The 15,591-nt window shown below is 40.6% G+C and carries 4 protein-coding genes; 3 read left to right on the top strand and 1 reads right to left on the bottom strand.

What is annotated here, in order from left to right:
* Positions 1-14: 14 nt before the first annotated feature.
* The 3 genes from RM049_RS08020 to RM049_RS08030 all read left to right on the top strand — a co-directional run bounded on the left by RM049_RS08020 (position 15) and on the right by RM049_RS08030 (position 14,278).
* Positions 15-5,960, top strand: a complete 5,946-nt coding sequence (locus RM049_RS08020) for an AAA family ATPase (protein WP_322703803.1) — start codon at positions 15-17, stop codon at positions 5,958-5,960.
* Positions 5,961-6,118: 158 nt separating this feature from the next.
* Positions 6,119-12,064 carry an AAA family ATPase gene (locus RM049_RS08025; RefSeq protein ID WP_322703804.1) on the top strand — a complete coding sequence of 1,982 codons (5,946 nt, stop codon included), beginning with the start codon at positions 6,119-6,121 and terminating at the stop codon, positions 12,062-12,064.
* 315 nt (positions 12,065-12,379) lie between these two features.
* On the top strand, positions 12,380-14,278 hold the full coding sequence (locus tag RM049_RS08030) for a PAS domain S-box protein (protein ID WP_322703805.1): 1,899 nt from the start codon (positions 12,380-12,382) through the stop codon (positions 14,276-14,278).
* 97 nt (positions 14,279-14,375) lie between these two features.
* On the opposite strand, the gene RM049_RS08035 is transcribed toward RM049_RS08030, so the two are convergent.
* Positions 14,376-15,503 (bottom strand): ABC transporter ATP-binding protein, encoded by a 1,128-nt coding sequence (locus tag RM049_RS08035; RefSeq protein ID WP_322703806.1) that lies wholly within the window; start codon positions 15,501-15,503, stop codon positions 14,376-14,378.
* Positions 15,504-15,591 lie beyond the last annotated feature (88 nt).

The following is a 15,591-nucleotide window of genomic DNA, read 5'->3' on the forward strand; positions in this document are numbered from 1 at the left end:
AAAAATTTAGCAGTATGGTTAGCACTCTTGTCAATATTCCTGGATACAAGGTTAGCGAAGAACTCTACAATGGTTCTAGAACCATTGTTTATCGAGGATATCGAGAGACTGACTCATTACCTGTAGTTATTAAACTACTGAAAAATCCTCATCCGAGTTTTGGCGAACTCTTATCGTTTCGGAATCAGTACACCATAGCTAAAAATCTCAACTCACCCCTAATAGTCCAAACTTATAGCCTAGAACCCTATCAAAATGGCTATGCGCTGGTAATGGAAGACTTTGGGGGGATTTCCCTCAAGGAATGGGGAATCAAGGGAAGGGGAAAATCTCTACAGGAGTTTCTAGAAATTGCGATCGCACTATGCAATACCTTGGATATACTCTACCACGAACGGATTATTCACAAAGACATTAAACCTAGCAATATTCTGATTAATCCCGAAACCAAACAAGTTAAATTAATCGACTTTAGTATTGCATCTTTACTACCACGAGAAACCCAAACGCTAGTCAATCCCAATATCTTAGAAGGAACACTCGCTTATATTTCCCCAGAACAAACAGGAAGAATGAATCGGGGGATTGACTACCGAACTGATTTTTATTCTTTAGGTGTGACATTTTACGAGTTACTTACAGGAAATTTACCTTTTGCATCAAACGAGCCAATGGAATTGGTGCATTGTCATATTGCTAAACTTCCACAAATTTTAAAAAATAGAGAAGATATTCCCCAAGTTATTTGCGATATTGTGATGAAATTGATGGCAAAAAATGCCGAAGATCGATATCAAAGTGCCTTGGGACTGAAGTTTGATTTAGAAAAATGTTTGTCTCAGCTACAAGTTTATGGTAAGATTGAATATTTTGAAATTGCACAGCGTGATGTGTGCGATCGCTTCATCATTCCTGATAAACTTTATGGACGAGAAACCGAAATATCAATTTTACTCCAAGCCTTTGAGAGAGTCAGCCTTGGTGCAACAGAAATGATGCTGGTAGCAGGTTTTTCGGGAATTGGAAAAACTGCGGTTGTCAACGAAGTTCATAAACCGATTGTTCGCCAACGCGGTTATTTTATCAAAGGCAAATATGACCAATTTCAACGGAATATTCCCTTTAGTGCATTTGTACAAGCATTCCGGGATTTAATGGGGCAATTGTTAACCGAAAGTGATGCACAGATTCAGGAATGGAAAAGCAAGATTTTAGATGCTGTCGGGGAAAATGGACAGGTAATTATTGAAGTCATTCCCGAATTATCAAGAATTATTGGCGAACAACCACCCGCCATAGAATTATCAGGAACGGCGGCACAAAATAGATTTAATTTATTATTTCAACAATTTACCCAAGTTTTTACCAGTGTTGAACATCCATTAGTGATATTTTTAGATGACTTGCAATGGGCAGATTCGGCATCATTGAAGTTAATGCAGCTATTAATGGCTGATACAAAACATCTTTTGTTAATTGGTGCATACCGCGATAACGAAACGGCACTTGCTTCAAGCCGGGAAACCCGTCCAACGCAGTGCCTCGTCAATCCAGCACATTCCTTAATGTTGGCTTTGAGTGAAATTAAAAAAAATAAAGTGACGATTAATACAATTACTTTAGTACCACTGAGTCAACTCAAAGTTAATCAATTAGTTGGTGACACACTTAAATGTGCAGAAACTTCGGCATGGACTCTTTCTCAATTAATCTATCAGAAAACTCAAGGAAATCCGTTTTTTGCAATCCAGTTTCTCAAAGCATTGCATCAAGAAAATCTGATTCAATTTGATATTGAGTTAGGCTGTTGGCAATGTGACATTACCCAAGTGATGACTCAAGCCGTTACAGATGATGTTGTTGCCTTTATGGGTTTTCAATTACGAAAACTAGCGCTATCAACTCAACAGATGTTACAGCTAGCTGCTTGTATTGGGAATCAGTTTGATTTAGCAAGTTTGGCAATTGTTTCTAAACAATCTCAAATCGAAACGGCTGCGGCTTTGTGGAAAGCATTACAAGAAGGGTTGATTTTACCTAATGGTGATGTTTATAAATTTTATCAACAAGAGTCATTAGTCATTGGTCATTTGTCATTAGACAAAAGCGAACAAATGACCAATGACCAAGGACAAATGACAGTTTCTTACAGATTTTTACACGATCGCGTCCAACAAGCCGCTTATTCTCTGATTCCCGATGACCAAAAACAACTGACGCACTTAAAAATTGGACAATTGCTTTTAAGTGTAATGAGCGAGACAGAAAAAGAGGAAAAAATCTTTGAAATTGTCAATCAATTAAATAAAGGAGCCGATTTAATTGTTGTAGAAACTGAACGTGAGGAATTAGCAAAGCTAAATCTAGTTGCTGCCCAAAGAGCTAAATCTGCAACCGCTTACGTTGCAGCAATTGAATACGCCACTAAAGGTATACAACTTCTTCCAACAAGTTGTTGGCAGCAATGCTATGAACTAACGTTAGCTCTGCATGATTTAGCCGCAGAAGTAGCCTGTCTGAGCGGTGATTTTAGGCAAATGGAGCAGATAGTTGACGAAGTAGTGCAAAATGCTCGTCAATTACTAGACAAAGTGAAGGTCTATGAAGTGAGAATTTTGGCCGAGGTAGCCCAGAGTCAACAGCCCAAAGCTATTAAAACCGCTCTTTCGATTTTGGAATTATTTGGAGTATTGTTTCCACAGCCGACTGACGCAGATATTACTGAAAGTTTGCAACAGACTCAAGATGTATTAAAAGGACAACATTTAGAAGATTTCTTGGAACTGCCGGAAATGACAGACTTCCAAGCCCTGGCAACAATCCGAATTTTAGCGGCGGTGACAGCAGCAGTCTATCAAGCGGTTCCAGAATTACTGCCATTAATCGTGTGTAAGCAGATTAGGTTATCAGTAGAATACGGTAATGCTGCGGTATCAGCACAGGCTTATGCTTGGTATGGAGTAATTTTGTGTGTTATTGGAGAAATAGACTTAGGCGATCGCATTGGCGAACTGGCAATGGGACTACTATCACGCTTCCAAAGTAGAGAATTTAAAGCCAGCACGATTAACATGGTTTATCCCTTCGTGAAACCTTGGAAACATCATATTCAAAATTCACTCGCTCCTTTACTCGACGGATACCATAGCGGTCTGGAGATGGGTACTTTAGAATATGCTGCCTACTGTGCCTACAATTACTGTTCGCTTTCCTTTTTTCTCGGAAAAGATTTATCAATCCTAGAACCAGAGATGAAGGTTTACAATCAGGCATTGGCTCAACTAAAACAGGAAGTTGCTCATAATTATTTGAGAGTCTTTTACCAATCCGTCTTAAATTTACTCGCCGAGAGCAAGTGTCCTTGGGAAATTCAAGGTGTAATCTATGACGAACAAATCATGTTGCCCTTGCATCAGCAGGCAAACGATCTTTACGCAATGGGAACACTGTATATCAATAAATTAATTCTTTGTTACTTGTTTAATGAGTGGGAACAAGCTATCAAAGTGGCGGCTGATGCCAAACAATATTTAAGTGGAGTATCCGGCTGTTTTATGGTTCCGGTGTTTCACTTTTACGATTCATTGACTCACCTGGCGATGTTACCCAACGCTCAAGGTAAAGAATGCCTCCCCCAGCAAGTTGTTGACAACCAAAAGAAGCTGGAACAATGGGCAAACCATGCACCCACAAACCATTTACACAAATTTTATTTGGTTGAAGCAGAGCAGTATCGGGTATTGGGGCAGAAGTATGAAGCAATGGATTACTACGATCGCGCGATCGCCTCTGCCAAAGAAAACACATATATCCAAGAAGAAGCACTAGCGAATGAACTTGCTGGCAAATTTTACTTCAACTGGGGGAAAGAAAAACTCGCCCAAGCATATATGCAAGAAGCATATTACTCATACGCACGTTGGGGGGCAAAAGCCAAGGTTGCCGATCTGGAAAGACGCTATCCGCAACTGCTAGCCCCTATCCTCCAGCACACCCATACTCCCTTCTCCACTAGCGAAACAATCTTCTCGTTAGCAAGTGTTACACCCACGAATTCCGGCACTTCCCACAGTAGTAGTGTTTCTGTTGCTTTAGATTTAGCTGCTATTCTCAAAGCCTCTCACACTCTTTCCGGCGAAATCGAATTTGAAAAACTGCTTTCATCGTTGCTTGAAATCGTCATTGAAAATGCTGGGGCTGATAAATGCGTGTTTATGCTGTTGCGAAACGATTCGCTAGGCGATACCAAAGGTGAACGTCTGCTAATTAAAGGGTCAATTACCGTGGGGATGCAGCCAGTAGTGTTACAACGCCTTCCCGTTGAGGACAGTCAAGATATTCCCCTAAAGCTGATTTACAAAGTGAAGCACGATAGACAGACTGCTGTGATACTTGATGCAAGCACCGATCCGATCTTAGCTAACGACCCGTATATCATGCGTCAGCAGCCGAAAAGTATCTTGTGTAGCCCGATTTTACATCAAGGTAAGTTGATAGGCATTTTATATCTAGAAAATAATTTAGCAACGGGGGCGTTCACCAGCGATCGCGTCGAACTGCTCAACTTGCTGTGTACTCAGGCAGCAATTTCTTTGGAAAATGCCCGACTTTATGAACGTTCCTTAGAAAATGCCCAACAGCTAGAGCGATCGCTTGAGGAGTTAAGCGCCGCCCAGTCTGTCTTCCAAGCATCCCAGCAAAAACTCCAGCTATTGGTTCAGCAAACTCCATTAGCAGTCATCGAGTGGGATACCAATTATCACGTTACTGACTGGAACCCAGGCGCAGAAAGAATCTTTGGCTACAGCAAACAAGAGGCTTTGGGTTGTGGATTCAAATTCATCATTCCTGAAATAATTCAAGCAGAAATGGAGCGAGTCAGCGTCGAAATTATATCGCAGGAGGGCGGCAATTACAGTATCAATGAAAATGTGACAAAGGATGGTAAAATTATCATTTGCGCTTGGTATAATAATCCGCTTGTAAATGCAGATGGCGAGTCAATCGGAGTTGCTTCCCTAGCAGATGATATTACAGAACAGCAAGTTGCGCTACGCGATCGCAAAGTTGCCGAAGTCCAACTTCAACAAAAAGCACAAGAGCTAGAAACTGCTTTACAAAACCTGCAACAAGCACAATTACAAATGGTGCAAACTGAGAAAATGTCTGCACTCGGAAACTTAGTTGCTGGTGTAGCTCATGAAATGAATAATCCCCTTGGTTTTATTGCTGCTAGTCTCAAACAAGCGAAACCTACTATCGCTGATATTGTTGAACATCTCAGACTATATCAAGAAAGTTTACCCAACAAAAGCGATGAAATCGAAGACCACGCCGAAGAAATCGACTTGGATTATAGCTTAGAAGACTTACCCAAGATGATTGATTCTATGTCTATGGCGTGTGACAGGCTAAAGAACATCAGCACCAGTTTGAGAACTTTCTCTCGTGCCGATCAAGACTACAAAGTACCTTTCAATATCCACGAAGGCATTGATAGCACAATTTTAATTCTCAAACATCGTCTCAAGGCCAATGAACAACGTCCGGCGATTCAAGTTGTTGCAAACTACGGTAATTTACCTCAAGTAGAATGTTTCCCCGGTCAATTAAATCAGGTATTTATGAATATTTTCGCTAATGCTATTGATGCATTAGATGAATCTAATCATGGACTCAGCTTTGAAGAAATTAAAGCCAATCCTAACTGCATTACAATTACAACCTCAGTCGAAAACAATCTAATAAAAGTTTCGATTACTGATAATGGCAAAGGGATGAGCGAATCAGTTAAACAAAAAATATTTGACCATTTATTTACGACAAAAGCTGTTGGTAAAGGGACGGGTTTAGGGTTGGCGATCGCTCGTCAAATCGTTGAAAAAACCCACGGTGGCAAATTAAGTTTTAATTCGGTTCTGAGCCAGGGTACAGAATTTACGATTGAAATTCCGGTATGAATCTCGGATACTCCTTGTTCGCGCCGCGTTTCGTAAAGAATGGATGGGATTAGCGCCGATTTTCTTTGAGTCTAAATCCTGAAAATTTCAAGTCGGGGAGCGACGGGTTCGCTTGATATCTGGGAACACTATATCTGGAGTCTTAAAGATTTAGCAGTATGGTTAGTACGAGAGTCAATATTCCCGGCTATAAGGTTAGCGAAGAACTCTACAATGGTTCTAGAACCATCGTTTATCGAGGGTATCGAGAGACTGACTCATTACCCGTAACGATCAAACTGCTGAAAAATCCTTATCCGAGTTTTGGCGAACTTTTGTCGTTTCGCAATCAGTACACCATAGCGAAAAATCTCAACTCACCTCTGATCGTTCAAACTTATAGCCTAGAACCGTATCAAAATGGTTATGCGTTGGTAATGGAAGATTTTGGGGGGATTTCTCTCAAGGATTGGGGAGTGGGGAGAAACTTAGAATCTTTGATGGAGTTTTTAGAAATAGCGATCGCACTGTGCAACACCTTAGATATATTGTATCGCGGCCGGATTATTCATAAAGATATCAAACCCGCCAATGTTTTAATTAATCCAGACACCAAACAAGTTAAATTAATTGACTTTAGTATTGCATCCCTACTACCACGGGAAACTCAAACACTGATGAATCCCAATGTCTTGGAAGGGACACTTGGTTATATTTCTCCCGAACAAACAGGAAGAATGAATCGGGGGATTGACTACCGGACTGATTTCTATTCTTTAGGTGTCACTTTTTATGAACTACTGACAGGTGAGTTACCGTTCCATTCAAACGATCCGATGGAGTTGGTACATTGTCATCTAGCAAAACTTCCACCATCCCTTCAAGAAGTTAAAAATGAAGAGATTCCGCAAGTGTTGTCAGATATTGTCATGAAATTAATGGCAAAAAATGCTGAGGATCGCTATCAGAGTGCATTAGGACTGAAATTTGATTTAGAAACTTGTTTATCTCAACTCCAAGAAACTGGTGAAATTAAAAGTTTTCCAATTGCTCAACGGGATCTGTGCGATCGCTTTATTATCCCTGATAAACTTTATGGACGAGAAACAGAAGTAGAAACTCTCCTGCAAGCATTTGAACGCGTTAGTACAGGTGCGACAGAAATGATGCTGGTGGCTGGTTTTTCGGGTATTGGGAAAACCGTTGTAGTTAACGAAGTTCATAAACCAATCGTCAAAAAACGCGGTTATTTTATCAAAGGGAAATATGACCAATTTCAACGAAATATTCCCTTTAGTGCTTTTGTGCAAGCCTTCCGCGATTTAATCGGGCAATTATTAACCGAAAGCGATGCTCAAATTCAGCAATTTAAAACCAATATTTTAGCGGCTGTGGGTGATAATGGACAGGTAATTATTGAAGTTATCCCGGAATTAGAAAGAATTATTGGTCAGCAACCACCTGCTACAGAATTATCAGGAACTGCCGCCCAGAATCGGTTTAATTTATTATTTCAGAAATTTACCCAAGTCTTTACCAGTGAAAAACATCCATTGGTGATGTTTTTAGATGATTTACAATGGGCAGATTCAGCATCGTTGATGTTAATACAGTTATTAATGGCTGATACCAAACATCTTTTCTTAATTGGTGCTTATCGTGATAACGAAATCAATTCAGCACATCCATTAATTTTGACTTTGAATGATATCCAAAAAACAGCAGCCACAATTAATACGATTACTTTAGCGCCTCTGAGTCAATTGCAAGTAAATCAATTAGTCGCTGACACACTGAAATGTACAAAAGATTCGGCATTACCTGTTTCTCAATTGGTATTTCAGAAAACTCAAGGTAATCCGTTTTTTGCCATCCAGTTTCTCAAGGCATTACACCAAGATGGATTAATTGAATTTAACTTTGAATCAGGATATTGGCAATGTGATATCACCCAAATAAATCAGCAAGCAGTTACAGATGATGTTGTGAATTTCATGATATTTCAATTACAAAAACTGCCTAAATCAACTCAAAAAGTGTTGCAGTTAGCTGCTTGTATTGGCAACCAATTTGATTTAGCAACTTTGGCAATTGTTTCGCAAGAATCAGAAATTGAAACGGCTGCTAGTTTATGGAAAGCTTTACAAGAAGGGTTGATTTTACCGATTAGTGATGTTTATAAGTTTTATCAAGATTCGTCATTGGTCGTCCCTTCTCTACGAGACGCTACGCGTAGCTTGCTTCCCCGTAGGGGTACGGCTCCGCTCAGGGCGAGTGGTCAGTCGTCATTAGAAAAGAGCGAACGAATGACAAAGGACAAAGGACAAAGGACAGCTTATTATAGATTTTTACATGACAGAGTACAACAAGCTGCCTATTCTCTAATTCCCGATCGTCAAAAACAAGCAACTCATCTCAAAATTGGTCAATTACTTCTCCAAAATTCCTCTCAAATAGAACAAGAAGAAAAACTGTTTGATATTGTTGGACATTTGAATTTAGGGCAAGAGTTAATCACTCAATTAAGCGAACGAGAAGCCTTGGCTCGGCTTAACTTAGCAGCAGGAGATAAAGCCAAAAATTCTACCGCTTACGCTGCTGCTAGAGCCTATTTACAAACTGGAATTGAGCTACTTACAGCGAATTGCTGGCAAGAACAATATGAATTGACTTTGAGTCTCTACGTTGCCGCCACCGAAGCCGCCTACTTGAATGCTGACTTTGATGGCATGGAACAGATCGCAGTACAGGTGTTGAAATCAGCCCAGACGATTTTAGACAAAGTTAAAATTTACGAAATTCAAATTGCTGCCCAGACAGCCCAGACCAGAATATTAGAAGCGATCGCAGTTGGCAGAGATGCACTCTTTCAATTGGGGATTGAACTCCCCACTGCACCAGACGAAGCCAAAATTGGCAAAGTGCTACAGACTGTAGCCAGCCTTCAAAGCGGCAGAGGGATTGAAGAATTAGTCGATCTACCTATCATGAGCGACCGCCAAACTCAGGCAGCTATGCAACTCTTAGGAATATTATTTTCACCGATTCTACAGGCAATGCCCGGATTACTGCCCATACTGAGCGCAACGATGGTGAGTTTATCACTCCAGTTTGGGAATGCACCTGCATCAACGGTGGGGTATATGATTCACGGTATGGTGTTGTGTGCCTTTTTGTCAGAAGTGAAAACAGGCTATAGCTTTGGGCGATTAGCAATGAATTTGCTTGACCGATTTAATGTCGGAGAATTCAAGTGTAAGATTCTACTTCTGTTTGCGGCCTGGATTCAACATCATCAGGAATCTCTCAGGGCAACGATGCTGACGATGAAAGATGGCTATGCGACTGGTATGGAAACTGGTGATTTTCTCAACGCTGGCTACAACTCGCTCAATTACTTCATTGCCAAACTTTTTGCTGGGGTAGAACTGGACATTTGGGAACCCGAAATAGCAGGTTACAGGGCTGTCTTAGTGCAGGTAAAACAACATTCTGCCCTGACTTATTTGGATATGATGCAGCAGACTGTGGAGAACTTGAGGGAAGCCCGTATTCTGTCGGATTGCTTAATTGGCACTGCCTACAATGAAACAGCAATGCTTCCTAAGCACCATCAAGACAAGGATCTCTCAGCGATCGCTATTGCTTATATTTACAAACTGATACTTGCCTACTTTTTTGGTAACTACACGGCTGCCCTAAACCATAACGCCCAAGCCAAACAGTATTTGATGGCAGTATCAGGCATGATTTTTATTCCCATTTTTCATTTCTATGCAGCCCTGACGCATTTGGCGCTCTTGCTGGCACAGCCAGAGCCAAAGCAAGCCGAATTTCTCGCTTTGGTAGAAACCCATCAAACCACTTTGCAGCAATGGGCGCAAAATGCTCCCATGAATCATCTACATAAATGGCATTTAGTTGAGGCTGAAAAACAACGAGTGTTGGGCAATAAAGCAGAAGCACTTGAACATTACGATCGCGCCATCTCCTTCGCCAAAGAAAACGAATACATTAACGAAGAAGCACTTGGCAACGAACTAGCAGCAAAATTTTATCTCGATTGGGGTAAAGAAAGAGTTGCCCAAGCATATATGCAAGAAGCATACTACTGCTACGCTCGTTGGGGTGCAAAAGCCAAAATAGAAGACTTAGAAAAACGCTATCCCCAACTACTCCAATCGATTCTGCAACAGCAACGAATCAACTTCAATACCTTAGAAACTATTAGCTTTCGCGGCACTTCCTCATCTACTCGCACTTCTACCACTGGCAGCACTAGTATTTCCCAGACACTAGATTTTACCTCTGTTCTTAAAGCCGCTCAAGCTATCTCCGGTTCTCTGGAATTAGATCGACTCATTGCCAGCTTGACCCAGATTATCCTAGAAAACTCTGGCGCGAAGAAAGTTGTACTAATTCTTCCCCAAGATGAGGACACTGCCGTGCGGGGAGAACCCTTATTGAAGAAAGTATCTGGTGATAATTGGCAAGTTAGGGCAATTACCTTTATCAATCATGACCAAATACAAACCATTCTGGAGCCACAATCACTCGCTAATTGTCAAGAGATTCCTGCAAAAATTATCAATTACGTCAAAAATACCCAACAAACAGTTGTTATAGACAATTGCAAAACAGATATTATTGGGTTGATTGGGGAATATATGCAGCGAACACAACCCCAGAGTGTATTATGTACCCCGATTCTTAATCAAGGGCGTTTAGTAGGGATTCTTTACCTAGAAAATCAACTGACTCAAGGCGTATTTACTAGCGATCGCCTTTCTATTGTAAATTTCCTCTGCACTCAAGCCGCAATTTCTTTGGAGAATGCCCAGTTATATAATCATCTCCAAGAGCGAGAAAAGTTCCTCAATAGTATTTATGAAGGTGTTGGCTGTCTTATTTTTGTGACTGATATCCGTGATAATGGTAGGTTTGAGTATACAGGATGGAGTAAATCGTGCGAATTAGCGGTTGGTATACCTGCTTCCCAAGTGCTGGGTAAAACTCCGCAAGAATTAATGGCTCCTGATGAAGTTGCAGCAATCGAGCAAAAATATCTGCATTGTTTCCAAATTGGAACGCCGATCACCTATGAAGAATGTTTAACATTTAATGACCAGAAAATTTGGTTTTTAACCACACTCAGCCCTTTAAAAGATGAGACGGGCAAAGTTTATCGCGTAGTTGGGACAACGATTAATATTAGCGATCGCAAACAAGCTGAATCAGCAGTTACAGAAAAATCTCAAGCACTCGGAACAGCTTTAGAAGATTTACAACAAGCGCAATTACAAATTGTTCAAAATGAGAAAATGTCTGCACTGGGTAATTTAGTTGCTGGTGTAGCCCATGAAATGAATAATCCTTTGGGCTTTATTGCTGCAAGTCTCAAACAAACTAAACCCACTATTGCCGATGTTGTGCAACATTTGAAACTTTATCAAGAAAGTTTACCTAATCCGGGTGCTGAAATTATTGACCATGCAGAAGAAATTGACTTAGATTATAGTTTAGAAGATTTACCAAAAGTAATAGATTCAATGGTGATGGCGTGCGAGCGCCTGAAAAATATCAGTACTAGTTTAAGAACTTTCTCCCGCGCTGATAAAGATTACAAAGTGGCATTTAAAATTCATGAAGGGATTGAAAGTACAATTTTAATTCTCAAACATCGCCTCAAAGCCAACGATCAACGTCCAGCAATTGAAGTAATAACCGATTATGGCAATTTGCCTGAAGTTGAATGTTTTCCTGGACAATTAAACCAGGTGTTTATGAATATCCTCGCTAATGCCATTGATGCCTTAGATGAGTCGAATAATGGGCGAAATTTTGCAGAAATTAAAGAAAATCCTAACAAGATTACAATTAAAACCTCATTGCAAGACGATCGGGTTACAATAACGATTGCTGATAATGCTAATGGCATGAATGAAACAGTCAAACAAAAGATATTTGACCATTTGTTTACAACGAAATCTGTGGGAAAAGGAACGGGTTTAGGATTAGCGATCGCCCGTCAAATTGTTGTGGAAAAACACGGGGGTTCAATACACTGTAACTCCTTCCCAGGAAAAGGTACAGAGTTTATAATTGCAATTCCAATGCGGCAATAAACAGTACTGAGTAGACCAACTTTAGCTAAGAAGATTCTGTCACCCTACTTGCAGGCGATCGCGTAGCGTTCATGCATAAAAGGCATCTTCTGAGACGCTTTACCTTAGCAGAAGCCTCTGGAAGAAAAGGCAGTTGGATAAATTAAGCTTTTAGCAATTTTTACGGAATATCAATTTACAAAAAATATGATACAGATGCAAACCATAAAACCTATGCTAATTTTCAATTTCTTAATTTTGAATTTTGAATTTTCAATTGGTATAAGTCCTGCCTAACTCAGGACTGGCTCTAAGTAAACTAAATCGGAGTTGAATATGTGTACTGAAAAAATAAATGAAGAGATATTGCTTTTACGTCAGCAAAATACCCAATTACTGCAACAGCTAGAAGCATTGCAAAACCTTTCTTCAACTACACTGTTAGCCGAACAACATCAAATTTGGGAATTAGTTACTGATGAAGTCCCACAGGATTTACAACTGATAGAATTACAGTCGAAATTGGCAGATAATTCTACCTTTGTAGAATCAGCAAATAAAATTAGCGGACGGCATCATCAAGCAGCGGCAACTGCTTTGGCTGAGAGTGAGGCTAAGTATCGCCAACTCGTGGAAAATATCAGCGACCTGATTTTTTCTATGTCAGTGGAAGGTCTTTTTACTTATGTCTCACCACAATATAAAAATGTTTTAGGATGGGAACCTTCAGACCTACTCGATCAACCCTTTGCCCCCCTGCTTCATCCTGATGATTTCCCTCTAGCCCAGAGAAAAATTCAAGAAATGGTGGAAACCAAGGGGCAGCGAATCGCAATAGAATTTCGCCACCAAAAAAAGGATGGAAATTGGTGCTGGATGAGGTCAGTGGCTTCGCCAATTTTCGATTCAGATGGTGAAATTATTGGTCTTCATGGCGCTATTAGCGATATCAGCAGTCGCAAACAAGCTGAAGAATTAATCAAAGCCTCGCAAGCAGAATTGCTCGCTTTGTTCAACGCTATGCAGGATGTGATTCTTGTCTTGGATGCCGAAGGAAGATACCTCAAAATCGCTCCTAGTGGTGCGCCCTTACTCTACCAACCTCCTGCGGAACTGCTGGGCACAAAAATATATGAGGTTTTACCCTCTGCTTGTGCAGATTCTTTTCTCAACTCTATTCAACAAGCACTCTTAACTCAAAAAACTGTGAAGGTAGAATATAGCTTGCCTATAGGCGAGCAAGAGGTTTGGTTTGAGGCGAATATTGCCAGAATGACTGAAAACACCGTTGTTTGTGTCGCCAGGGATATCAGTGAACGCAAACAGATGGAAGACCAACTGCGACAACAAACAGAAAATTTAGCACAAACTCTTCAAGAACTCAGACAAACTCAAGCACAAATGATTCAAGCAGAAAAAATGTCTAGTTTGGGTCAACTTGTGGCTGGAGTTGCCCACGAAATCAACAACCCCGTTAATTTTATTCACGGTAATCTCACCTATATAGAGGAATATACTCAAGACCTGTTGCGAATAATTCACCATCAGCAGCAATCTGGTAATAAGTCGGAATTTCAGGCTTTGTGTGAGGAAATTGACCTAGAGTACATCCAAAAAGATGTACCAAGAATATTGAGTTCGATGAAAGTTGGTACTCAGCGCATCCGTCAGATTGTGCTGTCGTTACGAACCTTCTCACGCATAGATGAAGCCGAGTTTAAAGCAGTGGATATTCATGAAAGCATCGATAGTACTCTAATGGTATTGCAACATCGCTTCCAAGAAACAACAAAGCTTCCAGCCATTCAAGTCATCAAAGACTACGGCACATTACCTTTAGTGGAATGCTATGGCCGACAGCTCAATCAGGTATTTATGAATATATTAGCGAATGCTATTGATGCTTTAGAAGAATGGACAATTGAGAATGCACAATTAAGAATAGACAATTTCACATCTGGGTTGTTAACTCCCACGATCGCCATTCGGACATCAGTGATAGATTCCAGTTGGGTAAGAATTGCGATCGCTGATAATGGAATAGGTATGTCAGAACAGATTCAAAAACAAGTTTTTAATCCGTTTTTCACCACCAAGCCTGTGGGTAAGGGCACAGGTATGGGAATGTCTATCAGTTATCAAATCATTACAGAAACACATGGTGGCAAACTGGAATGTCATTCATCACCAGCAGCAGGAACGGAGTTTGTAATTACAATTCCAATTCAGCATTAAGGTTTTTTTGCAACTGTAAGGTTATATCCCTTGTGGGGCGGTTGTACTCCTTTTCCATAAGGTTGACTGACTTGCCACCGCTTTCTATGACCACTAACTATTGACTAATAGCTAAACAATCAGTTTCTGCCCACCAGGCGTAAATAAGTGTGTCGCGGTCTGGTAAAGTGCCCAAAGTATTAGGTTGCAACACATTAATCCTAATGCCATTTGTTAATTCCATAACATAATTAACGTGTGTGCCCAAATACATAACGTTAACCAGCCGTCCTTCAAAGCAGTTAACTGGCAAATTAGGTGGATAAAGCGAAAGCTGTATTTTTTCTGGACGCACACTCACTACTACAGCTTGTGATAATTCAGTTGGTGTATCCTCAGCGCGGCTAATAACAATTGAGAGTCCCATTTTTGTGGAGATTTTAATATTAGAGGAGTCTACCGCGACGATTTCACCACTGAATAAATTAGTATCACCAATAAAATCAGCAACAAAGGATGTACAGGGACGTTCGTAAATTTGGCTGGGAGTGCCAATTTGTTCAATTTTGCCTTGATTCATTACGGCAATGCGATCGCTCAAAGACAATGCTTCTTCTTGGTCGTGTGTCACCATCACAAAGGTTAACCCCAAGTCTTTGTGTAAATTTGATAACTCAACCTGCATTTCTTTACGTAGTTTGAAATCTAACGCCCCTAAAGGTTCATCTAGTAGTACCACGGTGGGACGGTTGACTAGGGCCCTTGCTAAAGCGACTCGCTGCTGTTGACCACCAGAAAGTTGATTGGGAAAGCGCGATCGCAAACTTTCCATTTTCACCAGTTTTAAAGCTTCTTGGACTCTAGCTTCAATTTTCGATTTGGGTATTTTTTTTAGCCGCAGTCCAAAAGCGATGTTATTCCAGACATTCAGGTGGTTAAATAAAGCGTAACTTTGAAATACAGTATTGACGGGTCGGCGGTAAGGGGGCACATTAGTCATGGACTGACCCTGAATAAACACCTTACCAGCGTCAGCAATTTCAAACCCAGCAATTAAGCGCAGTGTTGTTGTTTTACCACAACCGGAGGGGCCTAAAATACTAAAAAATTCTCCTTGTCTGACATCCAAATCAATGCCATTTACTGCTGGTTCTTGGTTAAAAAACTTGAAGACGTTACGCAGTTCAACATCAAGTGGCTGAAAAGTTGTTATCCCCCTCTGATTTTGCATGACGATTTGAGCCATAATCCTCAGTAGAATGCCGCGATCTTAAGTGATTTTGTCAATTGCTCTAGTCTTTTGGGCAGACTATATTTGACACTTTGGTTTATTG

Origin of the sequence: Nostoc sp. DedQUE04, assembly GCF_034530995.1 — a bacterium.
Taxonomy (GTDB): domain Bacteria; phylum Cyanobacteriota; class Cyanobacteriia; order Cyanobacteriales; family Nostocaceae; genus Nostoc.